Raw genomic sequence first — 25,421 nt, 5'->3', positions numbered from 1 at the left:
TCTTTGGTTTTGCTATTAAATAAAACCTGAAAGGTCCAATTAAATCAATTATGAAAAGAATACTTATTACCGGAGCAGCAGGATTTTTAGGGTCGCATTTGTGTGACCGATTTATTAAAGAAGGCTATTTTGTCATTGGAATGGATAACCTGATTACGGGAGATCTTAAAAATATTGAGCACTTATTTAAGTTAGAAAATTTCGAATTTTACCATCATGATATCACCAAGTTTGTTCACGTTCCTGGTGATTTAGATTATATTTTGCATTTTGCTTCGCCAGCAAGTCCAATAGATTATTTAAAAATTCCGATTCAAACTTTAAAAGTGGGATCGTTGGGAACACATAATTTGTTGGGATTAGCAAGAGTTAAAAAAGCAAGAATTCTGATTGCATCAACTTCTGAAGTCTATGGAGATCCATTGGTTCATCCACAAACTGAAGAATACTACGGAAATGTAAATACTATTGGTCCTCGTGGCGTTTACGACGAAGCAAAGCGTTTTCAGGAATCGATCACAATGGCGTATCATACTTTTCACGGTGTAGAAACCAGAATCGTACGTATTTTTAATACTTACGGCCCAAGAATGCGATTAAACGACGGACGTGTAATTCCGGCTTTTATTGGACAAGCTTTGCGTGGAGAAGATTTAACGATTTTTGGGGATGGAATGCAAACACGTTCTTTTTGTTATGTAGACGATCAGGTCGAAGGTATTTTCAGATTATTACATTCTGATTATGTATATCCGGTGAACATTGGAAATCCAGACGAAATTACAATTAAAGATTTTGCTGAAGAAATCATCAAATTAACGGGAACGAACCAGAAAGTGGTGTATCATCCATTACCAATAAATGATCCTTTACAGCGTCAGCCAGACACTACAAAAGCAAAAGAATTATTAGGTTGGGAAGCAAAAGTAAGTCGTTCTGAAGGAATGAAAATTACGTATGATTATTTTAGATCATTGTCGCCCGAAGAACTTTCAAAAGAAGAACACAAAGACTTTTCAAGCTATATAAAATAATCGCAAGCGTTAATGAGTGAATTAGTTTCTATTATAACGCCAACTTACAATGCTGAAAAGTTTATTACAGAGACTTTAAAATCAGTTCAAAATCAAACGTACCAGAATTGGGAAATGATTTTGGTTGATGACGCGTCGATGGATAAAACTGTAAAGATTATTTCTGATTTTGCTGAAAAAGATAGTAGAATAAAACTGTTTAAATTAGAAAAAAATTCAGGAAACGGTTTTGTACGAAATATAGCTTTAGAGAAAGCGGTAGGAAAATATATTGCTTATTTAGATGCTGATGATTTATGGTTTCCGAATAAATTAGAAAAACAGATTACGTTTTTAAAGGATAATAATTTGCATTTTACTTTCAGTTTTTACGACTGTATTGATGAAGAAGGAAATTCTTTAAACAGAAGAGTAGAAGCGCCAGTAAATTTAACTTACGACGAACTGTTTTTCTGTAATTACGTTGGCAATTTAACCGCCATTTATGACGCAGATTATTTTGGTAAAATTGTAATTGAAGCCACACAAAAAAGGCAAGATTGGCGTTTGTGGCTCACGATTTTAAAACAAATTCAGGTTACAAAACCCGTTCCGGAACCTTTAGCCTTTTATAGAATTAGAAAAAATTCTATTTCATCTTCAAAATTCAAACTAATAAAACATAACTTTTGTGTTTACAGAGAATTTCAAGGATTTAATTTTGTGTTTTCTGTTTTGTTGATGGTACGATTTTTATTCACGCAGTTGATTATAAAACCTCGATATATAAAGAAGATTTAAGTTTCTCTAAGGTCACAATTTGTGATCTTAAAGAATAATACTTAATAATTGGAGGTCACAATTTGTGACCTCCAATTATTTTTTATATCCAATTTTCACTCTTTCATTTTCGTTTTCTTTTTTCTCTGTCAATTCATCCAGATAAGAAAAAACCAATTCAATGTTTTTATCATGATTCTGTAATTTCTTTTGAATCTAAAGAATATCGACTTTGATTTCTGTTGTATCTAAAAGCATTTGTCTCACTTTTGTGAAAATTCGCATAATTTGAATATTGGTCTGAATGGCTTTGTCGCTTTTTAATACACTTGACAACATTAAAACGCGATGTTCAGTGAAAGCTGTTGGAATTTTACGTAAACCCATTTTTTCAAATTCTGATTTATTAAGTTCAAACATAAAATCTTCTGGAAATCTAGATATATTCCTTTTAACTGCTTGGTTTAAAATTCGTGTCTCAACTCCATAAAGTAAGGCCAAATCACGATCAAGCATCACTTTTTGACCGCGGATAAAATATATTTTGTTTGAAATAGTTTCTTCTGAAAGTAAAGATTGATCGTCCATAAGTTTTTAATTAGTAAAAAACAAATGTAAGATTTTATTTATATTATAAATAAGATTTAAATTGCTTTAATTTACCGCGATTGGTTCTTTCTAAAACCTTTTTTCGGGTAAAAGTGAAGTTTAAATTCGGCTCAAGGTATAATGAAATGGCTTCTTCTATTTTTTGAATTTGTTCTGGATCTAATTCTTTTTCAGAAACATATTCAATCTCGAAAGTATCTAATTTGGTTTGTTTGATGATAAATTCTTTGACATTTCCATCATCTTCAATTATGCTTTTGGTTACATAATAAAAAGTCAATCCCGGAGATTTCTTTCCGCTTGGCAAAATGGCAACATCATTTGTTCTTCCAATTAATTTCTTTAGAATTGGTTTCTGTGGCGTGCTTTTTTCATCTAAAATTCCGATATCACCAATTTCATATCTGATAAAAGGATTTGCTTTGTTGAAAAGAGAAGTAATTACAATTCGGCCCTCTTCCCCGTAAGGGAGAACTTTATTATTTTCATCTAAAATTTCTACAAAAAGTGTTTCCACATTCACTTGCCATTCGCCTCTTGGATTTTCAAAAGCAATTAAATCCAATTCTGAGGCGCCATATTCATTGATAATTGGGATGCCAAATTGTTTTTCCAGGAGTTTTTTATCCGATTCAAAAAGCATTTCCGAAGTAACAAAACAAGCTTTTAATGTCGGACAGATTTCTTTTAGAATGATGTTTTTTTGTTCTAAATATTTGGCAAATAAAACAATAGAACTCGTGTAACCGTTGAGGTAATCGAATTTTTTGGTTTTGAATTTCTGTAGAAATTTTTCCAGAATTTCATCAGATAAATCGAAAACCGGAAAACGAAAACGGCGGCTTAAAAAATCTTTAAAACGTTCTTTTTGATAGCCAACAAAATCCATCGGAATTCCATAAAAACGAGCTTGGTAGGAATGATTAAAATCAATGCCGAACCAGCCAAAACGCATAATATTCGAAGCCCAGGTTAAGGCATGCGAATATTTGTCTTTGGCAAAAACAAAAGGAGTTCCGCTTGATCCGGATGTTTTGTTGAGGTAAACATTCTTTAAAGTATATCCTTTTGAAAGCCTTTCTTTGAGTGGTTTCTGTAGATTTTGTTTGTTCAGAATGGGTAAATCTTCCCATTTAGGAATATTTTTATCTCCCACTAATTCTTTATAAAAGGTGTTGTTTTGCAAATGAAATCCAACAATTTCTTCTTTTTTATCTTGAAGGAAAACGGCATAATCTTCTTCAGATAAATTCACAATTCGGCCCAATTCGGCTTTTGCTTTCTTTATTGGAAAACCATTTAATTGAAGCGAAATATCGAAAAGAGAAATCATTTTTGAAGAGTATTTTTCATCAAAAATAATATTATCCGAGTACTAACAGAGAAGAATCACGAACTTTTTAAGATTTAATTATTTTTTACGTGTAAAAGCAATTATTTTTGCACCACAACTAAATACAACTATACCATGACAATTTTATTATTGGGATCAGGCGGAAGAGAGCATGCTTTTGCGTGGAAAATGATTCAGAGTCCGCTTTGCGAAAAACTTTTTGTTGCACCAGGAAATGCAGGAACGGCTGGAATTGCTACAAACGTTGCAATGTCTCCAACCGATTTTGATGCCATAAAAGCATTTGTACTAAAAGAAAATGTAAAAATGGTAGTCGTTGGACCTGAGGATCCGTTGGTAAAAGGTATTTACGATTATTTTAAAAACGACGAAAGTTTAAATCATATTCCGGTAATTGGACCATCAAAATTGGGTGCTCAATTAGAAGGAAGTAAAGAATTTGCTAAAGAATTCCTGATGAAACACAATATTCCAACAGCAGCTTATGACAGTTTTACTGCCGAGACTGTTGAAAACGGATGTGCTTTTTTAGAAACTTTACAACCACCATACGTTTTAAAAGCAGATGGTTTAGCAGCTGGAAAAGGAGTTTTGATTATTCAGGATCTTGAAGAAGCAAAAACAGAGTTAAGAAATATGTTGGTTCACGAAAAATTTGGAGCAGCAAGTTCAAAAGTAGTTATCGAAGAATTTTTGGACGGAATTGAATTAAGCTGTTTTGTGTTGACTGACGGAAAAAGCTATAAAATCCTTCCAACAGCAAAAGATTACAAGAGAATTGGTGAAGGAGATACAGGATTAAATACAGGTGGAATGGGGGCAGTTTCTCCAGTTCCTTATGTTGATGCTGTTTTAATGGAAAAAATCGAAACACGTATCGTTAAACCAACTATTGAAGGTTTTCAAAAAGACGGAATCGAATATAAAGGATTTGTGTTCATTGGTTTGATCAATGTAAAAAACGAACCAATTGTTATTGAATATAACGTAAGAATGGGGGATCCGGAAACTGAGGTTGTAGTACCAAGATTAAAATCTGATTTGGTAGCATTGTTTCAGTCTGTGGCAGATCAAAAGTTAGATACTTTCGAATTAGAAGTTGATCCAAGAAGTGCCACTACAATTATGGTTGTTTCGGGCGGATATCCTGAAGAATTTGAAAAAGGAAAAGTAATTACAGGATTAGAAAACATTACAGATTCTATCGTTTTTCACGCGGGGACAAAATTAGATAACGAAAATGTCGTTAGTAATGGAGGACGTGTATTAACGGTAACATCATATGGAGACGATTTCCAACAAGCCATAAAAAAATCTTACCAAAACATAGATAAACTAAGCTTTGATAAGATGTATTTTAGAAAAGATATTGGATTCGATCTAATATAAATAAATCCTCTAACCCTTTTTCGGAGGGTTAGATATTTTTTATTTTAAAAAAGAGTGAGCCGTTGTATCTTGGTTTTCTGTTCCGGCATCATCAAAAATGCGTAATTGTTTAATCCAATAAACGATTGCGCATGAACAGATGATCATAAAAATCCAGTTAATTGTGTTTGCACCAAACCAGGTTACAAGTTCCAAACGACGTAAAAAGTCTAGTGGAGCAAATAAAATGTTAACGAATAAGTATTGTATTCCTTCGAAAAAAGCTGTCATAATTTAAAAAATTATATGTTATTTATTGTTTTGTAACGCATTGAAGACAAAATTCAGGTAATAGAATCTTTTTTCAACTTGTTGGGTTTTTCCTTTTAAACAAGTATTATATTTACAATCACAAAAGTATAAAATATCCTTATGATAACAAGTGTTTTTAAAAAATCTACACCATTAAATTATTCTTTGGTCGTAATTTTAATACTGGTTTTCTTTTTTCTGTTTCAAATTCAGGAACCATCATGGATGAGTTCTTATTTTTTGGCGTTTCAAAAAATAAGTTTATTATGCTTTATTTCAGCTTCTTTTTTTCTGATAAACTTTATCGTTAAAAAGAACGGACTCAGTAAAGACAATGGTTACGCGATATTTTTCTATTTATTATTTATCTTATTTTTCCCGACGATATTTAATAACCCAAACGTTATCTACGCCAACTTTTTTCTGTTATTGGCGCTGAGAAGATTGATTTCACTTCAGTCATTAAAGGCCTCAAAAGAAAAGATATTTGATGCTTCTTTTTGGATTTTAGTAGCTTCTTTGTTTCAATTTTGGTGTATTCTTTTCCTTATTTTGGTTTTTATATCAATTGTTTTTCACGTTTCAAGAGATTATAGAAACTGGGTTTTACCCTTTATAGCACTCCTGGCGGTCGCAATTATCTTTTTATTGGTCTCCTTAATTTTTCATTTTAATGTCATTGAATTTTTTGAAAAACGAGCCGTAATTGATTTGAGGATTGATTATTTTAAGAACAATTACGAAAACGGAGCACTTTCAATATATGTTGCGGTAGCTTTATTTTTTGTAGTTTCGATCTTGACAACCTTATCCAACAGACCTCAAATTGTACACACATCGTATAAAAAAGTGGTGGCCTGTTTTTTTATTGCAGTCTTTGTTTTTATTCTTTCACCTAACAAAAGCAATGATTTATTGATTTTCAGCATTACGCCTTTAACCATCATGGCAGCAAGTCATGTTGAATACGTACAGCAAAAACTAAACAATGAAATAGTGTTTTACGTACTTATTTGCTGTAGTTTATTTACGTTTTTTTCTCAGTTATAATTTACTTCCATAAGCAAGATCACCCGCATCACCGAGTCCGGGAACAATGTAGTTTTTCTCGTTTAACTTTTCGTCTAAGGCAGCAACCCATAAGTGACAGTTGTCAGGTAGATTTTGTTCAAGATAGGCAACTCCTTCCGGAGCAGCGATGACTACGACAATATGAATTTCTTTTGGAACCGCATTCTGAACTAATTTTTCATGAACTGCAACAATAGATTGTCCCGTTGCCAGCATGGGGTCCAGAAGTAAAACTGTCTTATCATTTAAGTCTGAAAGCGCTTGATATTCAACTCTAATTTCAAATTCATGATCGTTATTCGGATGATATCTGCAGGCCGAAACAAAGCTGTTTTCAGCATGATCAAAATAATTTAAAAAGCCGTTATGAAGGGGTAATCCAGCTCTCAAAATGGAACACAAAACCAAATCACTTTCAATTTCTGTAGTTTTTTTGATCCCAAGTGGTGTTTGAATTTCTACCTCTTTATAAGATAAATTTTTGCTTAATTCATAGGCCATAATTTCGCCAATACGTTCGATATTTCTTCTAAAACGCATACTGTCGTTCTGAACATTTACATTTCTGATTTGACCTAAAAAATGGTTTAATACGCTATTGTTTTCAGATATATAATGAATTTTCATGAGGAGTTTTTAGAATTATCAATGATTTGCGATACTAAAATGAAAAAACAGCCGTTTTTTTCACACTATAAAAGTATAAAAAGTATCTTTGTCTCTCTAATAATTAAAGACATGTTTTCAAAATTAGCTTATTCTGTTTTCGAACAAAGTATCAAAGATTATCACCAGTTTGATAACGTTGATCAGCCTATAAACAATCCTTATCCAAAAGATAAATTTGAGCATTTATTATATCTAAAAAACTGGATTGATACGGTTCAGTGGCATTTTGAGGATATTATCCGTGATCCGCAAATTGATCCGGTTGCTGCTTTGACTTTAAAAAGAAGAATCGATGCTTCAAACCAGGAACGTACAGATATGGTTGAATATATTGATAGCTACTTTTTGCAAAAGTACAGTACTGTACAAGCAAAAGATGGTGCAAAAATCAATTCTGAAAGTCCTGCCTGGGCTTTTGACAGATTGTCAATTTTAGCTTTGAAAATCTATCATATGCATGAAGAGGCTACTCGCGCAGAAGCTTCACAAGAACATAGAGATAAATGTCAGGAAAAATTAAATATTCTTTTAGAGCAAAGAAGTGATTTATCTACAGCGATTGATGATTTGTTGGCTGATATCGAAAATGGAGCTAAATTCATGAAAGTGTACAAACAAATGAAAATGTACAACGATGATGATTTGAATCCGGTATTATATCAAAATAAAAAATAATTGGCAGAATTGTCCAATAAAATTAAGCATATAGCCGTCATGAGACTATCCGCAATGGGAGATGTCGCCATGACGGTTCCTGTTTTACGCGCCTTTGTAAAACAGTATCCAGACGTTAAACTGACTGTAATTTCCCGTCCGTTTTTTAAACCTTTTTTTGACGGAATTCTGAATCTTGATTTTTTTGCTTTTGATGAAAAAGAAAGACATAAAGGCTTTCCGGGGCTTTTAAGATTATATAAAGATGTCAAAAAGTTTAAAATTGATGCTTTCGCCGATCTTCATAACGTTTTAAGGTCTAAAGTTGTGAGCTTACTTTTCGCTTTAAGCGGAAAAAAAAGAGCAACAGTCGATAAAGGAAGAGAAGGCAAAAAAGAATTAACCCGAGCAGAAAATAAAATATTCAGGCAATTGCCAACCATGCTTGAAAGGCATGCTAAAGTGTTTGAAGAGCTTGGTTTTCCTTTAGATTTATCTCAACCGGAATTTCCAGAGAAAGCAAAATTAGATTCAGCTATTTTAGAAATCATTGGAAATCAAAATCAAAAATTGATCGGAATTGCCCCTTTTGCACAATACGATTCTAAAGTGTATCCGATAGATTTAATGACAGAAGTTATTTCAACTTTAGCACAAAATCCAAACTATAAAATATTGCTTTTTGGGGGAGGAAAGAAAGAGATTGAGGTTTTAGATTCACTTTCAAGACCCTTTGAAAATGTAATTAATATGGCTGGAAAAATTAAATTTCAGCAGGAATTACAACTCATAAGCAATCTTGATGTTATGCTTTCTATGGATTCAGGAAATGCACATATTGCGGCTATGTTGGGCGTAAAAGTAGTTACACTTTGGGGCGCAACACATCCGTACGCAGGATTTTTGCCATTCAATCAAAGTTTAGAGAACGCTTTAACTTCAGACAGAAATCAGTACCCAAAACTACCAACATCTGTTTACGGAAATAAGATCGTTGAAGGGTATGAGGATGCGATGAGAAGTATTTCTGCAGAGCTAATAATTGCTAAAATAGAAGCTCAGCTTTTAAATTAAAGTTTAGATAAGTTCCATAAAAAAATCCAAATTCCAACTTTACAATTGGGATTTGGATTTTTTTTATTGGAATTTTCAGATTCTAAACATCATCATAATCCACATAAATAGATTCTGATGTTGGATGTGCCTGACAGGTTAAAATTAATCCTGAAGCAATTTCTTTATCTGTTAAAATAGAATTTTTTGTCATCTCTGCAGTTCCAGAAGTTACACGAGCCAAACAGCTGCTGCAAATTCCGCCCTGACAAGAATAAGGAGCGTCAATTCCTTGTTTTAAAGCTGCATCTAGAATAGTTTGTTTTTGAGACATTTCAAACGAAACTTCATCATCATCAACTAAAACGGTAATTTTTGTATGTCCTTCAAGCGAAGTTTTGATTTCATGTTCCTGAGAGGAAGAAGTAAAAAGTTCAAACTTAATAGCCGAATCTTTTACGTTTTTCTCTTTCAAAATACCAGAAACGGTGTTGATCATTTCTTCTGGCCCACATAGGAAGAACTTATCAAATTGAAGTTCTTTATGTTTATTATTCAACACAAAATTTACTGCCGATTTTTCGATTCTTCCAAACAATGCATTTTCGGCTTTAGCCTGACTAAATACATAATGCACGAAAAAACGGCCAACATATTTTAATTGTAAATCGTGTAATTCCTGATGAAAAATAGTTTCCTCCGGAGTTCTGTTTCCGTAAACCAATACAAATGAACTTTTTGGTTCGCTTTTTAAAACCGATTTTATGATAGAAAGTACTGGTGTAATTCCACTTCCTGCTACAAAAGCAGCATAATTTTTTTGTCTTTCAGCATCTGGTTCAAAGGTAAATTTTCCCTCGGGATGACCTACTTCAAGAACATCTCCGGCTTTCAATTTTGTATTGGCAAATTGAGAAAACAAACCGTTTTTAACCGCTTTTACAGCAATTCGCAATTCACCGCTTTCTGGTGCAGAGCAAATAGAATAAGCACGTCTAATTTCTTGATTGTCAAGTGTTAATTTTAAATTTATATATTGTCCTGCAATAAATTTATAGTCTGGTTTTAGTTCCTCGGGAACATTAAAAAGTACAGAAACGGCATCTTTGGTTTCACGTTTTACCTCTTTAATTATCAGTTTTAAGAATGAAGGCATGATTGTATATTTTATGCAAAAGTAGCAAACGGCGATTAATTCGCAGACACTAAAGTATTATTTTTAACTTTTTTTGTAACGTTTTCTTACATTTGGTCTCTTACTACAAAACTCAAAACCAATTAACCATGATTAAAAAGTTTATTTACCTCGAATGGAAAGCCTTTACAAGATCGGCTTCATTTGGAGCAAACCTGGCAATGAAAATTTTATTAGGTTTTTTAATGATTTATTTTTCACTTATTTTTATTGGAGCAGGAGTTGGAGCATTTTACATATTAAAAGAAATGAATCTTGAACCATTAGTAACGATTAATAAATTTTTGATTTATTATTTCTTATTTGATTTGGTAATTCGTTTACTGATGCAGTCAATTCCAGTATTAAACATCAAACCATTATTGGTTTTACCTTTCAAAAAACCAACGATTGTTCATTTTTCGTTAGGAAAAACAGCATTGTCTTTTTTTAACTGGGTTCATGCACTCTTCTTTGTGCCTTTTTCGATCGTGCTGGCATTAGAAGGTTATGATGTTATTGGAATTATATTGTGGCTTCTGGCGATTTTCTCTTTAATATACATTAACAATTTTCTAAATATTATTCTAAGCAATATCGACAAATTGTTTGTTGTTTTTATTGGAATAGCAATTGGTTTAGGAGCAGCACAGTATTATAAATTATTTGATATTACCGTTTTCACAACACCTTTTTTCCAGGGGCTGTATGCGCAGAAGGGATTGTTTTTAATTCCGGTTTTAGTTTTGATAGAGTTGTATCAGTTTACATTTAAGTACTTTAAAAATAATTTATTTTTGGATGCCGGACTTTCTAAAAAAGAAGATATAGCAACAACCGAAAATCTGGTTTGGCTGAATCAATTTGGAACATTAGGAACATTTCTTAAAAACGATATTAAATTAATCCGAAGAAATAAAAGATCGAAAACGACATTGATCATGAGTTTTTTCTTTTTGTTCTATGGATTAATCTTTTTCGGAAATACACATCAACCCGCTGTGATGTATATATTTGCCGGAATCTTTGTGTCAGGCGGTTTTTTATTTGTCTTTGGGCAGTTTGTACCAAGTTGGGATAGTTCGTATTATCAATTAATGATGACACAAAATATTCCATATAGAGGTTATATTACTTCAAAATGGTGGCTTATTGTTATTGCTACTTTTATCTCGACGATACTAGCCTCATTTTATCTTTTTTACGGTTGGGAAGTTTACCTGACAATTGTTGTTGGTGCAATTTATAATATTGGGGTTAATTCACATTTAGTGCTTTTAGGTGGAGCCTTTACTAAAACACCAATCGATTTGAGTAATGCCGGTGGTGCCTTTGGAGATAAAAAAGCATTCAACATGAGCGCGATGTTATTGACTTTGCCAAAATTATTATTGCCTTTGGCACTTTATGGAATTGGACTTTATTTAGGAGATAAAACCCTCGGATTATTTTTAGTTGCCGGAGCGGGAGTTTTAGGTTTTGTATTTAGAAACACCGTTTTTTCTCTAATTGAGAAAAGATATAAAGTCGAAAAATACAGTACAATAAGCGCTTACAAACAAAAGAATTAATTAGTCAATTTTAAAATGTGTCAATTAGATAATTTATTTCTACTGACAAAATCTAAGATCAACAATCTAAAATCTAAAATCACCATGATACAAGTAAATCAACTTTCAAAAAAATATAACGGGACTACAGTTTTAAATATTAATAACCTTGAAATTCCAAAAGGGCAGAGTTTTGGATTAGTAGGGAATAACGGAGCGGGAAAAACAACTTTTTTCAGTTTGTTATTAGATTTGATTCAGCCTTCAACCGGGCATATTACAAGCAATAATATCCAGGTTAATGAGAATGAAAACTGGAAATCTTTTACAGGTTCATTTTTAGATGAAAGTTTCCTCATAGGGTACCTAACTCCAGAAGAATACTTTTATTTTATTGGCGATTTACGTCATCAAAACAAAGCTGATATTGATGCATTGTTAGCGCAACACGAAGAGTTTTTTAATGGAGAGATTTTAAACAACAAAAAATACCTTAGAGATTTATCGAAAGGAAACCAGAAGAAAGTGGGAATAATTGCGACACTTATCGGTAATCCTGAAGTTGTAATTCTGGATGAACCTTTTGCAAATTTAGATCCAACAACAGTTAGTCGTTTAAAAAAGATTATTAAAGATTTGGCAGAAAATCCAGATGTTACTGTTTTAGTTTCAAGCCATGATTTGCAGCATACTGTCGAGGTTTGCGATCGAATAGTAGCATTAAATAAAGGAGAAATAGTGAAAGATATTCAGACTTCAAAAGAGACTCTTCAGGAGCTGGAATCGTTTTTTGCCGTTTAAGTTTCTATATTTCAAAAAGAAGCGTATTTTTACACGTCATTATACTAAAAAGCCTTTTTAGAAGTTAATGGATTTAAACTCTTTTCTATTGAAAAAGAATACTCTAAAATATTGTTTTCCGTTCGTGTTTTTATTTTTTTTGATAGCTTGTTCTACCAAAAAAAACACGTTTTTGTCTAGAAATTCTCATGCTTTAAGTACAAAATATAATATTTTGTACAATGGAGGCATTGGTCTTGATAAAGGCTTGAAGTCTATTCAGGCAAATGATCAGGATAATTTTTGGAAGATGCTGCCTATTGAAAAAATGCAGGTTGACGAAAATTATGCAGGAGAAGAAAAAGCTAAAAATCCCGATTTTGAATTAGCTGAAACAAAAGCTACAAAGGCGATTCAGAAACATTCCATGAATATTGGCGGAAGAGAAAAAAACACGCAGATTGATGAAGCGTATTTAATGCTTGGGAAAGCAAGGTATTATGATCAGCGTTTTATTCCGGCTCTGGAGGCATTCAATTATATCTTATATAAGTACCCAAACAGCAGTAATATTTACACGGCAAAAATTTGGCGCGAAAAAACCAATATGCGTTTAGGAAATGATGCGATTGTTGTAAAAAATATTAATCTGTTATTAAAAAATACCGATTTAAATAAGCAAACATTTTCAGATGCAAATGCATTATTGGCGGAAGCTTTTTTGCATCTGGAGAAAAAAGATAGTGCTGTAGCGAAACTTAGAATTGCTGAAAATTTTTCGCGTATAAACGAAGACAAAGCGCGTTATCGTTTTATTTTGGGACAAATGTATCAGGAAATCGGAGTACGAGACAGCGCGATTTATTTTTATAATGCTGTGATCGACATGAACCGCAAAGCGGATCGAAAATATATGATGCATGCTTACGCGAAAAAAGCACAGATGTTTGATTATGAAAATGGCGATCAGGATATGTTTATTGAAACCTACAATAAATTAGTAGATGACCGCGAAAACAGACCATATTACGATATTCTATTTTACGAAATGGGTGTTTTTTTCGATCACTATAAAGAACAGGAAAATGCGCTTGAATTTTATAATAAATCTTTAGCCAGAAAATCTAAAGACCCTTATTTGGTAGCTTCGACTTACAGAAACATTGGAAACATGTATTTTAAGAATACAGATTATACGATGGCTGCCAAATATTATGATAGTACATTAGTAAAATTAGATCCAAAAAGCAGGGAGTTTGCGTTTATTGAAAAAAACCGAAAAAACCTGGATAATGTCATTAAATACGAAGCAATTGCAAAACGCAATGACAGTATTATAATGGTATATGGCTTACCAGAAGCAGAGCGAAAATCTTATTTCGAAAATTATATTATTGAGCTTAAAAAGAAAGATGATGCAAAACGTATTGCAGAGAAAATAGAACAGGAGAAATTAGCAAATGTAGAACGTAACTCAAATGCCGGGAACTTACCTACTGCTATAAATCCGCAAGCACCTGTACCTACTGATTTGCCGGGTGGAGGAGCAATGAATCCTCCTGGAGCAAATGACCAGGCGAGTACTTTCTATTTTTACAATCCAACAACGGTTGCTTATGGAAAATTGCAATTCAGAAAAATGTGGGGAAATCGATCTTTAGCTGGTAACTGGCGTTTGGCTTCTTCAAAAACAATTGTAAATCCGGTACTAAAAGATTCCTTAAGTATGCGTCAGGATTCTCTTAATGCTTTGCAGGATTCTGTTGTCGTTGAGAAGTATACCACGGCATTTTACGAAAAACAACTTCCAACAAGTCAGCTTGTAATGGATAGTATTGGTAAAGAACGAAACTTTGCTTATTACCAACTGGGTCTTATTTATAAAGAAAAATTCAAGGAGTACAATTTAGCGAGCGACAAATTGGAGCAATTATTGAAAAATAATCCCGAAGAAAAATTAGTGTTGCCGTCAATGTATAATTTGTATAAAATATATCAGATTACAAATCCGGCTAAGGCAGAAAAAGTAAAATCGGATATAATAGGAAATTATCCAACTTCAAGATATGCCCAACTTTTAAATAATACCAATACAAATGATTTGGCATCGCCAGATAAAGAGTATAAAAAGTGGTATAAATTATATGAAGAAGAACAATTTGATGTTGTTTTAGATAATATTGATAATTTGATTAATCAATATGCCGGCGATGAAATTGTTTCTAAGTACGAATTATTGAAAGCCAATACATTAGGAAAGGTAAACGGACTGGCTGCTTATAAAAAAGGCTTAGAAACGGTTGCAGATAATTATCCGAACAGTGATGAAGGTAAAAATGCCCGTGAAATTTTAGAGAAACAAATCCCATCTTTAGAAAAGCTTGATTTTACGGCAGTTGATGGAAAAAACTGGAAAATAATTTATGCTATTCCAAAAGGAGATACTAAAACAGCCAAACAGATTGAAGAATCGATTAAAGTATTTTTACAAGTTGAGAACTTCGAAAAACTAACAACTTCGTTAGACAAATACAATAAAACCGAAAGTTTTGTAGTTATCCATGGAATAAAATCTGAGGCATATGCCAGAGATATTTCGGGAGTTTTGAGAGATGACAAAAAGTACAAAATCACACATCCTGCAATTATTATATCAAGTGATAATTATAAAGTGATTCAAATCAAAAAAAATCTTGAAGTGTATTTAGCGCCTAAAAATCCATAAACCATGTTTGAGAAAGCAAAAAAAAACGGCACAGAACTCTTAGGAAAGACAAATAGAATAGTAGAAGGCACTTCTATTATAGGTGATATTGTTTCGAAAGCCGATTTTCGATTAGATGGAGAATTGATAGGGAATTTTACTTCGCAGGGAAAACTGGTTATAGGACCATCAGGAATTGTAAAAGGCGAAATTATTTGCCACAATGCAGACATTGAAGGTGAGTTTCAGGGAAAACTAAAAGTTTTAGAAGTCCTTAATATTAAAGCCACAGCCCATATTCAGGGAGAAGTACTGGTAGGGAAACTGTCTATAGAACCAGGAGCAGAATTTACTGCAACCTGTTCGATGCTCGCAAACACAAAAGAAGTAACTTTGAAAGATGGAAAAGGAGCCGAACAAAAACCAAAGGAATAAGTGGATAGCACTTATTAATATTCCCATTCAAATGGGTGTTATTATTTTTTTGTTTTCTTATTTAGGAACCTGGTTGGATGAAAATCACCCAAGTCCCAAAATCTATTATACTAAAGTATTAGTCATGGTTGGTGTTTTTCTGGCTTTATATAATGTATTTCGCCAAGTAAACGAAATCAATAAAACAAAGTAGTTTTACTTTTAAAAGAGCTTTAAATAAATGTTGCATCTTTGCATAAAATTATTTCAAAATGCTTTTTAAAGATAAAACAATTTTACATTTATTCTTTTTTGCTTTAGCATCTTATATAGTGCACAAAGCAGTTTTTATATTTTTTGACCTCCCAAATCAAAATTTTCATTATAGTATAGAATCGTTGTATTTGATTTTTTTTGCATTTGCAGCTGTTTTTTTTATGATACTATTAAAGTTCAAAACAAGTCATTTTGATAACATCGGAATGCTTTTTATGGGCGGAACTTTTATTCAAATGTTTTTTTTCTATTTTGTTTTGAGACCTATTTTGACAGATAAGCTTCCAAACATGGCAATTGAGAAAATCAATTTTTTTATAACATTTATTTTATTTTTGTTATTTGAAACGCTTTTAACTATCCGATTATTAAATGAAAAGCGTTAAAATAGCGATTCTGTAAAACAAGGTTTAAAAATAATTTTTCATATCCTTTTGAATATTAATAAAAAATGTACCTTTGCACCAAATTTTAGAAACGTAAAAAATCAGATTTTTAACAGATATGGTGATTTCAAACAGACCACTCAGATTTATTCTTGTAGCTTTAGTAGCATGTCTTCCGGTAATAAGCTTTGCTAATTCGGAAAAAGACGCTGCACATACTCAGACTGAAGTAGCTCATGAAGCTGCTGCAGAAGGCCATCATGCAGAGCCAACTGATATAAAATCTAAAATTAAAGGCTTTATTGGTCATCACGTTTTAGATTCACATGATTTTACTTTGACTCAGGATGATGAGACAGGAAAATATTACGGCTTTCCTTTGCCTGTAATTATTTGGGATAATGGTTTGCACATTTTTTCTTCGTCAAAATTCAACCATGGACATAGTGTAGCTGAATCTAATGGAAACTTCTACGCAATTAATCACCACGATGGTAAAATCTATAAAACAGATGCAGCCGGAACAATTACTGAAGATGAAAAATTAGGGCACCCAACAAATGTTCGTCCTTTAGATTTTTCAATTACAAAAACTGTAGTTTCTATTTTTGCAGCAGCATTATTAATGTTTTTGTTATTTTCAAGCCTTGCAAAATCTTACGCTAAAAATGGGGGTATTGCTTCAGGAGTTGGAAGAATTTTCGAACCATTAGTAGTTTATATTCGTGACGAAGTTGCGATTCCAAATATTGGAGAGAAACATTATAAGAAATACATGAGTTATTTATTGACGATCTTTTTCTTCGTATTGTTTTTAAATATCTTAGGTTTAACTCCACTAGGGATTAATGCTACAGGTAACTTAACAATTACATTTGCTTTAGCGTTACTTACTTTCTTAATTACAAATCTTTCAGCAAATAGAAATTATTGGGGTCACATTTTCTGGATGCCAGGTGTGCCAAAACCAATGCGTATTATCTTAGCTCCAATTGAATTGTTAGGAGTTTTCATCAAACCATTTTCATTAATGATTCGTTTGTATGCAAATATCTTCGCAGGTCACATTGTTTTAATGAGTATCATCGGATTAATGTTTATCTTTAAAAGCTGGATTGGAAGCAGTTTATCTTTTGGATTATCATTTGTACTTTCTATCCTTGAAATTTTAGTTGCCTTTTTACAAGCCTATATTTTTACAATGTTATCTGCACTTTACTTTGGTTCTGCTGTAGAAGAGCATCACCATGAAGAGGAAGCTCATCATTAAAATTTAGATTATCGATCTCAGATAGAAAGATTGTCAATCTAAATCTGAATTCAAAAATCTAAAATCAAATTGAATGTTTAATTTTTAATATATATACATATGAACGGTTTAAATTTCATAGGAGCAGGATTAATCGTAATCGGAGCTGCATTAGGTATTGGTAGAATTGGTGGTTCAGCAATGGACGCTATTGCTCGTCAACCAGAAGCTTCAGGAAAAATCCAAACAGCTATGCTTATCGCAGCTGCACTTATTGAAGGTATTGGTTTCGCTGCGTTATTCGCTGCTTAATTAAAACACAAAAAAGAAATAGTTGCAACGGTTGGTTGCAACTATTCTTTAAAAATTAAAACATTAAAATTGCCTTATATTAGGAGCAATTTAAAAAAGGCATAATTTAAAATTTATAATTATATATAATGGATAAGTTAATAAATCAATTCGAGTTCGGTTTATTCTTTTGGCAAGTATTAATATTTGTTGGATTAATTCTTTTGTTGAAAAAATTCGCGTGGAAACCAATTCTTGATGCAGTAAATGATAGAGAGCAAGGTATTAAAGATGCATTACTTTCTGCAGAAAATGCAAGAAAAGAAATGGAAAATCTTCAAGCGGACAATCTAAGAATTTTAAACGAAGCTCGTGCAGAACGTGACGCGATGTTGAAAGAAGCTCGCGAAATGAAAGAGAAAATGATAGCTGATTCTAAAAACGAAGCGCAAGCGCAAGGTCAAAAAATGATCGAGCAGGCTAAAGCTGCTATCGAAAGTGAAAAAAATGCTGCTATGGCTGAATTGAAATCACAAGTTTCAACTTTATCATTAAGCATCGCTGAAAAATTATTGAAAGAGGAATTATCTAACAAAGAATCTCAAACTAAATTAGTTGAGAAAATGTTAGGTGACGTAAAGTTAAACTAAGATTATGGCAAGTACAAGAGCAGCAATTCGTTATGCAAAAGCAATTCTAGACTTAGCAAACTCTAAAGGTGTTGCCGAAGCTGTAAATAACGATATGAAATCTATTGCTTCTACAATTGAAAGCAATTTAGAATTGAGTACATTTATTCAAAACCCAACAACAAAAGTTGAAGTTAAAGAAAGTGCTCTTTTAGAAGTTTTTGCTAATGTAAATGGTGTAACTAAAGGTTTATTTCATTTATTATTCGAAAACAAAAGATTCGAAATTCTGGAAGCAATCGCAGTAGAATACAGTAGAGTTTTTGATGAAAGTAATGGAATTGAGGTAGCGAAAGTTACAACTGCTATTCCTATGGATGCAGCTTTGGAAGCTAAAGTTTTAGCAAAAGTTTCAACTTTATCAGATAAAAAAATAACAATTGAGAATATAGTAGATCCATCTATCATTGGAGGATTTATTTTAAGAATAGGTGATCAACAATACAACGCTTCTGTTGCAAACAGATTACAAGTATTAAAAAGAGAGTTAAGTAATTAGTTTTATTACACATAAAAGTGTCTAAATTATAAATTAAGATGGCGGAAATCAAACCTGCTGAAATTTCAGCAATATTAAGAAAGCAAGTAGAAGGTTTTGAATCTGGTGCTACGCTAGAGGAAGTAGGAACGGTACTTCAAGTTGGAGATGGTATTGCTCGTATTTACGGGCTATCGAATGTACAATATGGTGAGTTAGTTGAATTTGAAAACGGACTTGAAGCTATTGTATTGAACCTTGAAGAAGACAATGTTGGTGTGGTACTTTTAGGACCATCAACTGGAATCAAAGAAGGATCAACAGCAAAAAGAACACAACGTATTGCTTCTCTTAAAGTAGGTGAGCAAATGGTAGGACGTGTAGTAAACACTCTTGGTTTTCCAATTGATGGAAAAGGACCAATTGGAGGAGACTTGTACGAAATGCCGTTAGAAAGAAAAGCTCCTGGAGTTATCTTCCGTCAGCCAGTTACTGAGCCATTACAAACAGGAGTAAAAGCAGTAGATGCTATGATCCCGGTTGGACGTGGACAACGTGAGCTTGTAATTGGTGACCGTCAAACAGGTAAATCAACTGTTTGTATCGATACAATCTTAAATCAAAAAGAATTTTACGATGCAGGAAAACCTGTATTCTGTATATATGTTGCAATTGGGCAAAAAGCTTCAACTGTAGCAGGAATCGCTAAAATGTTAGAAGAAAAAGGAGCAATGGCTTATACAGTTATTGTTGCAGCTAACGCTTCTGATCCAGCTCCAATGCAAGTTTATGCTCCTTTCGCAGGTGCTGCAATTGGAGAGTACTTTAGAGATTCAGGTCGTCCAGCACTTATTGTGTATGATGATTTATCTAAACAAGCTGTTGCTTACCGTGAGGTTTCTCTTTTATTAAGAAGACCACCGGGACGTGAGGCTTATCCTGGAGACGTTTTCTACTTACACTCTCGTTTATTAGAGCGTGCTTGTAAAGTAATTGCTGATGATGGAATTGCTAAAAACATGAACGATTTACCAGATTCTATCAAGTCTATCGTAAAAGGTGGTGGTTCATTAACCGCTTTACCAATTATCGAAACTCAGGCTGGTGACGTTTCTGCATACATTCCAACAAACGTAATTTCGATTACAGATGGTCAGATTTTCCTTGATGGAGATTTGTTCAACTCTGGAGTTCGTCCTGCGATCAACGTAGGTATCTCTGTATCTCGTGTTGGAGGTAATGCACAGATTAAATCTATGAAAAAAGTATCTGGAACTTTAAAATTAGACCAGGCTCAATTCCGTGAATTAGAAGCTTTCGCTAAATTTGGTTCTGACTTGGATTCTGTTACTTTAAACGTAATTGAAAAAGGTAAAAGAAACGTTGAAATCTTGAAACAAGGTTTGAACGATCCTTATACAGTAGAAAATCAAGTAGCTATTATTTACGCCGGTTCTAAAAACTTATTAAAAAGTGTTCCTGTAAATAAAGTAAAAGAATTTGAAGCTGATTTCTTAGCTTACTTAAACAGTAAACATAAAGATACGCTTAACGCGTTGAAAGCTGGTAAGTTAGATGACAACATTACAGATGTTATCGAAAAAGCAGCAAAAGAAATTTCAGCAAAATATATCTAATTAGATAATTCGTTAATTAGGTAATTAGAAAATATCTTAGGAAACTTTCTAATTATCTAATTTTCAAATTGTCACATTTTTTAATCGACAAATGGCAAATTTAAAGGAAATCCGTAATAGAATTACTTCCGTTTCATCGACGATGCAGATTACATCGGCTATGAAAATGGTTTCTGCTGCAAAGCTTAAGAAAGCACAAGATGCAATCACTGCGATGCGCCCTTATGCCGAGAAATTAACGGAGTTGTTACAAAATCTTTCTGCTACACTTGATGGTGAAGTTGGAGGTGATTACACAACACAACGTGAAGTAAAAAAAGTATTGCTTGTAGCTATAACTTCAAACAGAGGTTTATGTGGTGCATTCAATTCTAATGTAATTAAAGAGATTAAAAATCGTGCTGCTTTTTACGCTGGAAAACAAGTTGATGTTTTTCCAATCGGTAAAAAAGGAAATGATGTACTAAGTAAAACTTTTAAAGTTCACGGTCATCATAATGCCATTTTTGATCATTTGACTTTTGAAAATGTTGCGGAAATTGCAGATAATTTGACTGAAAAATTCTTATCTGGAGAATATGACAGAATCGAATTGATCTACAATCAGTTTAAAAATGCTGCGACTCAAATTGTTCAGACAGAACAGTTTTTACCGTTAGCTCCAATTAAATCTGATGTACCTGTTTCAGCTGCAGATTACATTTTCGAACCTTCAAAAGAAGAAATCGTGTTGACTTTGATTCCTAAATCATTGAAAACACAATTATACAAAGGTATTCGCGACTCATTTGCTTCAGAACACGGAGCGCGTATGACAGCTATGCACAAAGCAACTGACAACGCTACTGAATTGAGAAACCAATTGAAATTAACTTACAATAAAGCACGTCAGGCTGCTATTACTAATGAAATCCTTGAGATCGTTGGTGGAGCAGAAGCATTGAACGGATAAGACGTATTTTAAGAAAATAGCTAAAAAGAGCCAACTTATTGTTGGCTCTTTTTTTTTGACATTCATTTTTAGTTTCCAATAAATTAATAAAATCCATGAAAACTTTTTTTGGTTTTTAGAGAATTTATGAGAATTAACTTATTTGGTAATTAAATAGTTACAATTTGATTTTAAAAATATATATATTTATGCCTTTATAATTAGTAACTTTTTAACACTTTCTGCGTATAACATTTAACAACCAAAAAGTTATTAAAAATAGTTTAACCTAAAACAATGGCAAAAGAAAGTTTCAATTGGAAAAGTCTCTTCATTAATGATGAGACAAATAATTCAGAGGGTACAACGGCAACTCAACCATCGACGCCCATTTCAACAACTACTGACAAGAAGTTTCCGAATCAAGCTACAGAAGCATTTCCAACAAATTCGTTGACAAATCCTTTTTTAAACGAAATTTTTGAAGTTTACGATAAAGGTTTTGAGTCATTGAATGAGTCTGGTTTTGATTTTTTCGAACTTTATAAATCTGTTATGGCGGTTGGGGTAACAAATCCGCAAAGTTATCAGATGGCTTTTACTATGGGTAAATCGATCAAATCTGACCTGACTAAAGAATTCCTTTTACAAAAAGGCAGTTTTTATATCGCAGAAATTGAAAAGGTTTATACCAAATACGATACAATTGGTAAAACAAAAAAAGCCGAGCTAGATAATACGATTACTAAAGAAAAATATAATTTATCTAAAAGTATTTCTGATCTGGAAGCGAAAATTATTGAACTTCAAAAAGAGTTAGAAGCCAAGAAAATTGAACTTCAAAAAATTGATCCTGTTAATATGGAACAGCTATCAGAAATTCAATTAAAGATGGATGCCAACAATTTAGCGAAACAAAAAATATTAACCTCAATCAATACTGTAATAACAGGAATTAATCAATACTTATAATGGATAAATACGAACAAGAAAGAAGTACTCTTTTGACATTGCCAATCTTAAAACACTTTGACGAGTCTAAAGGAGAAATTGCTTTAAAATCAGGTGCGCTTAAAAAAGGTGAAAAGTCATTATTTTTGGCTTTGGCACTTGGTTTATTAGGAGTTGGTGGTTATTTAATCTGGACTTATATTATTCCGCCATTATTTACAATGTTGGGTCAGGCCATTGCTTTGTCTGCGACAGGAGTATTTTTGGTTTTTTTGGTTATGATGGCTCCGGTTATTATGAAAGCGCTTCGTTTTGCGACAAAAAATATTCATAAAGCGTTGATTCAGAGTAATCCTTTTAATGAGTTAGAGGAGCAAAAACAAAAAATGATTAAAAATCGTGAAGTTTTTAAGAACACAAAAGCGAAGTTAAAAGGTCTTAAAAATGAAATGGAAATTGAAGCCAATAAATCTGAAAAAGAGGCTAAAGAATTTCAGGAAGATGTTTTAAGCTTACAACGTCAGTCAGAAAAATTGAAATCTGCGATGGATGAAATGGTAAAACAAAATGGGGTTGCCGCAAAGGATACTGATGAATATGTAGCCTTGCAAAGCGAATTAGCCAGAAAGCTAAGCGATTCTCAAAGAGTTTCAACTCAATACGAGCAAAGCAAAAGTTTTATCCAAAAATACGGTGTTCGTGCCAATGTATTAGGTAAAATGGACCGTAAATTGACTTTAGCAGGAACAGCAATCGACATTAAAATTGCTGATTTTGATGTGACAGTTAAAATGCTTCAAAAGGAATATGAATTTGCGAAGAATGCTAAAGAGGCAACAGAAAGTGCAAAAAGCGCCATGTTATTCACCAAAGATTGGGAATTAGAATATGCACTGGAAGTTGTAACATCTACAATTGCTCAGGATATTGCGAAAACGTCTGAAAACTTAATTGACATTGATGCACTGACTTCTAAATATTCTGTTGATAATGATGAGCTTTATTCAAGGTTAGATTCATTGGCAGATGAAATTAAAACAGGTGATAATACAATTCCGGATTCAACAAAATATACAAATCCAAATTACAAAATGACCAAAGATGATAAAATGTCTGGTGGTGGTTTTGGAGATATTTTTTAATACAATTAAATTAAATTTTTAAATAAAAATGGGAAAAATTTTAAGAACAGAAAAGTTAACTACTCTTTCTGAATTATTGATCGTTATTGTTGGAATTGGAGTAATTTTAGGTGGAGTTTATTATTTATCTCCAGGGATTAAGACTGCAGTTTCAAAACAATTAAACGGAATTGAGCTGAACCAGACAGATGTTAATAATGTTACCAATGCCGAAAAAATAGCACTTCCTTCAAAAGAAATATCTACAGAAGTTGCAGACAAACCATTAGTGAAAATTGGTGCTTATGCGTGGAATGCTCAATCAGGAATTATTGTTTCTAATGGTGGTCCAAAAACAACAAAAGGATCATTGATGGAAAAAAACGGTGTTAATTTGGAAATTATCCGTCAGGACTGGTTGTCAGAATTGCGTAATATGCAAATGAAATTTATCGAAGAATTTGATAAAGGAGAAGCGTTCCCTTCTTCAGATAAAAGTGTTTTTGCTGTGATGATCATGGGTGACGGTGCACCATTTTATATTAGCTCTGTTCAGAAATCATTAGACGAAAAATACGGAAAAGACAAATACCACTTACAAGTTATGGGTGTTGTAGGTATGAGTTATGGTGAAGATAAATTGATTGGACCTCCAAGCTGGAAATCGGATCCAAAAACGATGAAAGGTTCTGTTATTTCTGCTGTTCTTGGAGATGGTGACTGGGTTACTACTGTAAACTATTGTTTTGCAAACGGATTAAAAGTAAATCCAGATCCAACAACGTATGATGCAGATGCTGTAAATATTTATCCATCTGAAAATGATGATTATATTAAATCGGCTGAAGAATTAATTAAATCTCAGACAACGGGATGGACTGTTACTTTGAAAGAAGTAGTAAACGGAAAATTGACTGGAAAATCTGTGAACAGAAAAATCGACGGTTGTGCTACCTGGACACCTGGAGATAAAACAGTTTTTGATAAATTGACTGGTTTTGTTGATATTGTTTCTACAAGAGAATTCAATAACCAAATGCCAACTGCTCTTATTGGAGTTAAAGAATGGGCAGAAAAAAATCCTGCTATCGTTTCTAATATTTTGAAATCGGCATTGACGGCTTCAAATCAAATGAAAAATTATGAAGACTGGAAAGTAAGAGCTTCAGAAGCAGTTGCTGATACTTATAAACTTGAGACGCCTGAATATTGGTACAAAATGTTCAAAGGACAACAAGGAACAAAAGCTGGATTGACTTATAATATGGGTGGATCTAAAGTATTTAACTATGCTGATGCAATGCAATACTTTGGTTTATCTGATGGTGTTAACAGATATAAATCGGTTTACAACCAGGTTTCCGGATATTTGACAGAGTTGAATCCTTTTGGATTTAATGAGAATGTAGGAGCTGTTGTTCCTTACGATCAGGCAGTAAACTTGTTTTTCCTGAAAAACATCAACGATATCGAGTCTACCTCTGCAGATAAAGCAGATTATAGTGCTGAAGCAAAAGAAGTGGTGGCTTCTGGAGAATGGAAAATTAATTTTAATACAGGAAGTGCTGAAATTTCAAATTCATCTAGTAAAGAAGTAGAAAAAATCTACAATCTTTTGGTGCAGGCTGAAAACACAAAATTAACTATTGTGGGTCATACTGATAATGTTGGAAATCCTGATTCTAATTTAGCTTTGTCAAAAAGCAGAGCAGAAGCAGTTGTAAATTACCTGAAACAAAAAGGTATTCCTGCAAGTCGTTTCCAAGTAGTTGACGGAAAAGGTCAAAGTGATCCGGTTGCAGATAATAATACTGCTTCAGGGAAAGCATCAAACAGACGTGTGGTTATCACTTTATTAAAATAAAAATACTAAAAGGCTATCTTAACGGATAGCCTTTTACAATAAC

At 32.9% G+C, this 25,421-nt stretch carries 25 protein-coding genes; 20 read left to right on the top strand and 5 right to left on the bottom strand.

Annotated features, from left to right (window positions below):
- Window positions 1–50: 50 nt before the first annotated feature.
- Window positions 51–1,034 carry a UDP-glucuronic acid decarboxylase family protein gene (locus Q7C23_RS01945; RefSeq protein WP_347051453.1) on the top strand — a complete coding sequence of 328 codons (984 nt, stop codon included), beginning with the start codon at window positions 51–53 and terminating at the stop codon, window positions 1,032–1,034.
- Between the two features lie 12 nt (window positions 1,035–1,046).
- The gene (locus Q7C23_RS01940) at window positions 1,047–1,814 is read left to right on the top strand and encodes a glycosyltransferase family 2 protein (protein ID WP_375030931.1); all 768 of its coding nucleotides are present in this window, start codon (window positions 1,047–1,049) and stop codon (window positions 1,812–1,814) included.
- A gap of 195 nt (window positions 1,815–2,009) precedes the next feature.
- Here the strand turns inward: Q7C23_RS01940 and Q7C23_RS01935 are convergent, their stop codons facing one another.
- Together Q7C23_RS01935 and Q7C23_RS01930 are read right to left on the bottom strand one after the other, a co-directional pair.
- The gene (locus Q7C23_RS01935) at window positions 2,010–2,381 is read right to left on the bottom strand and encodes an ORF6N domain-containing protein (RefSeq protein WP_375030930.1); all 372 of its coding nucleotides are present in this window, start codon (window positions 2,379–2,381) and stop codon (window positions 2,010–2,012) included.
- Window positions 2,382–2,424: 43 nt separating this feature from the next.
- Window positions 2,425–3,735 (bottom strand): phenylacetate--CoA ligase family protein, encoded by a 1,311-nt coding sequence (locus Q7C23_RS01930; RefSeq protein WP_375030929.1) that lies wholly within the window; start codon window positions 3,733–3,735, stop codon window positions 2,425–2,427.
- A gap of 135 nt (window positions 3,736–3,870) precedes the next feature.
- Here Q7C23_RS01930 and purD point away from each other — a divergent pair, with 135 nt between their 5' ends.
- Window positions 3,871–5,145: a phosphoribosylamine--glycine ligase gene (gene purD / locus Q7C23_RS01925; protein WP_375030928.1), complete on the top strand. Its 1,275-nt coding sequence runs from the start codon at window positions 3,871–3,873 to the stop codon at window positions 5,143–5,145.
- 39 nt (window positions 5,146–5,184) lie between these two features.
- On the opposite strand, the gene Q7C23_RS01920 is transcribed toward purD, so the two are convergent.
- Complete coding sequence (locus Q7C23_RS01920) at window positions 5,185–5,415, bottom strand: hypothetical protein (protein ID WP_017496855.1); 231 nt, start codon at window positions 5,413–5,415, stop codon at window positions 5,185–5,187.
- Between the two features lie 141 nt (window positions 5,416–5,556).
- Here Q7C23_RS01920 and Q7C23_RS01915 point away from each other — a divergent pair, with 141 nt between their 5' ends.
- Entirely contained in the window at window positions 5,557–6,486 is a 930-nt protein-coding gene (locus tag Q7C23_RS01915; RefSeq protein WP_375030927.1) for a DUF6427 family protein, read from the top strand.
- Here the strand turns inward: Q7C23_RS01915 and upp are convergent.
- The gene (gene upp / locus Q7C23_RS01910; RefSeq protein ID WP_375030926.1) at window positions 6,481–7,134 is read right to left on the bottom strand and encodes a uracil phosphoribosyltransferase; all 654 of its coding nucleotides are present in this window, start codon (window positions 7,132–7,134) and stop codon (window positions 6,481–6,483) included. The two genes, Q7C23_RS01915 and upp, sit on opposite strands and share 6 nt — an antisense overlap.
- Window positions 7,135–7,245: 111 nt before the next feature.
- Between upp and Q7C23_RS01905 the strand changes: the two genes are divergently transcribed.
- On the top strand, window positions 7,246–7,851 hold the full coding sequence (locus tag Q7C23_RS01905) for a DUF4254 domain-containing protein (RefSeq protein WP_375030925.1): 606 nt from the start codon (window positions 7,246–7,248) through the stop codon (window positions 7,849–7,851).
- A gap of 39 nt (window positions 7,852–7,890) precedes the next feature.
- Window positions 7,891–8,904 (top strand): glycosyltransferase family 9 protein, encoded by a 1,014-nt coding sequence (locus tag Q7C23_RS01900; RefSeq protein WP_375030924.1) that lies wholly within the window; start codon window positions 7,891–7,893, stop codon window positions 8,902–8,904.
- Window positions 8,905–8,986: 82 nt separating this feature from the next.
- On the opposite strand, the gene Q7C23_RS01895 is transcribed toward Q7C23_RS01900, so the two are convergent.
- On the bottom strand, window positions 8,987–10,039 hold the full coding sequence (locus tag Q7C23_RS01895; RefSeq protein ID WP_375030923.1) for a 2Fe-2S iron-sulfur cluster-binding protein: 1,053 nt from the start codon (window positions 10,037–10,039) through the stop codon (window positions 8,987–8,989).
- Between the two features lie 128 nt (window positions 10,040–10,167).
- On the opposite strand from Q7C23_RS01895, the gene Q7C23_RS01890 reads away from it, so the two are divergent.
- The 14 genes from Q7C23_RS01890 to Q7C23_RS01825 all read left to right on the top strand — a co-directional run bounded on the left by Q7C23_RS01890 (window position 10,168) and on the right by Q7C23_RS01825 (window position 25,378).
- Complete coding sequence (locus tag Q7C23_RS01890; RefSeq protein ID WP_375030922.1) at window positions 10,168–11,628, top strand: DUF5687 family protein; 1,461 nt, start codon at window positions 10,168–10,170, stop codon at window positions 11,626–11,628.
- A gap of 84 nt (window positions 11,629–11,712) precedes the next feature.
- Window positions 11,713–12,408 (top strand): ABC transporter ATP-binding protein, encoded by a 696-nt coding sequence (locus tag Q7C23_RS01885; protein ID WP_375030921.1) that lies wholly within the window; start codon window positions 11,713–11,715, stop codon window positions 12,406–12,408.
- Between the two features lie 172 nt (window positions 12,409–12,580).
- Window positions 12,581–15,112, top strand: coding sequence for a tetratricopeptide repeat protein (locus Q7C23_RS01880; protein WP_375030920.1), 2,532 nt, complete (start codon window positions 12,581–12,583; stop codon window positions 15,110–15,112).
- A gap of 3 nt (window positions 15,113–15,115) precedes the next feature.
- Window positions 15,116–15,526: a polymer-forming cytoskeletal protein gene (locus tag Q7C23_RS01875; RefSeq protein WP_375030919.1), complete on the top strand. Its 411-nt coding sequence runs from the start codon at window positions 15,116–15,118 to the stop codon at window positions 15,524–15,526.
- The gene (locus Q7C23_RS01870) at window positions 15,492–15,719 is read left to right on the top strand and encodes an AtpZ/AtpI family protein (RefSeq protein WP_375030918.1); all 228 of its coding nucleotides are present in this window, start codon (window positions 15,492–15,494) and stop codon (window positions 15,717–15,719) included. The genes Q7C23_RS01875 and Q7C23_RS01870 overlap by 35 nt, the downstream gene beginning before the upstream one ends.
- Window positions 15,720–16,285: 566 nt before the next feature.
- On the top strand, window positions 16,286–17,437 hold the full coding sequence (gene atpB, locus Q7C23_RS01865; protein ID WP_375030917.1) for a F0F1 ATP synthase subunit A: 1,152 nt from the start codon (window positions 16,286–16,288) through the stop codon (window positions 17,435–17,437).
- 99 nt (window positions 17,438–17,536) lie between these two features.
- A complete protein-coding gene (gene atpE, locus Q7C23_RS01860; RefSeq protein ID WP_053472986.1) occupies window positions 17,537–17,728 on the top strand; it encodes an ATP synthase F0 subunit C in 192 nt (63 codons plus the stop codon).
- Between the two features lie 128 nt (window positions 17,729–17,856).
- Window positions 17,857–18,357: a F0F1 ATP synthase subunit B gene (locus tag Q7C23_RS01855; protein ID WP_026982438.1), complete on the top strand. Its 501-nt coding sequence runs from the start codon at window positions 17,857–17,859 to the stop codon at window positions 18,355–18,357.
- Between the two features lie 4 nt (window positions 18,358–18,361).
- Complete coding sequence (gene atpH / locus Q7C23_RS01850) at window positions 18,362–18,895, top strand: ATP synthase F1 subunit delta (RefSeq protein WP_375030916.1); 534 nt, start codon at window positions 18,362–18,364, stop codon at window positions 18,893–18,895.
- Window positions 18,896–18,933: 38 nt separating this feature from the next.
- A complete protein-coding gene (gene atpA, locus Q7C23_RS01845; RefSeq protein ID WP_026982440.1) occupies window positions 18,934–20,511 on the top strand; it encodes a F0F1 ATP synthase subunit alpha in 1,578 nt (525 codons plus the stop codon).
- 91 nt (window positions 20,512–20,602) lie between these two features.
- The gene (gene atpG / locus Q7C23_RS01840; protein ID WP_375030915.1) at window positions 20,603–21,463 is read left to right on the top strand and encodes an ATP synthase F1 subunit gamma; all 861 of its coding nucleotides are present in this window, start codon (window positions 20,603–20,605) and stop codon (window positions 21,461–21,463) included.
- A gap of 276 nt (window positions 21,464–21,739) precedes the next feature.
- Window positions 21,740–22,414 carry a hypothetical protein gene (locus Q7C23_RS01835; RefSeq protein ID WP_375030914.1) on the top strand — a complete coding sequence of 225 codons (675 nt, stop codon included), beginning with the start codon at window positions 21,740–21,742 and terminating at the stop codon, window positions 22,412–22,414.
- Window positions 22,414–23,535, top strand: a complete 1,122-nt coding sequence (locus Q7C23_RS01830; RefSeq protein ID WP_072970054.1) for a hypothetical protein — start codon at window positions 22,414–22,416, stop codon at window positions 23,533–23,535. The genes Q7C23_RS01835 and Q7C23_RS01830 overlap by 1 nt, the downstream gene beginning before the upstream one ends.
- A gap of 28 nt (window positions 23,536–23,563) precedes the next feature.
- On the top strand, window positions 23,564–25,378 hold the full coding sequence (locus tag Q7C23_RS01825) for an OmpA family protein (protein ID WP_375030913.1): 1,815 nt from the start codon (window positions 23,564–23,566) through the stop codon (window positions 25,376–25,378).
- Window positions 25,379–25,421: the final 43 nt, after the last annotated feature.

The sequence above is a fragment of the Flavobacterium sp. LAR06 genome (genome assembly GCF_041946075.1).
GTDB lineage: Bacteria > Bacteroidota > Bacteroidia > Flavobacteriales > Flavobacteriaceae > Flavobacterium.
The sequence above is the reverse complement of the archived record's forward strand: the minus strand, read 5'-3'. Positions and strand labels throughout refer to the sequence as shown.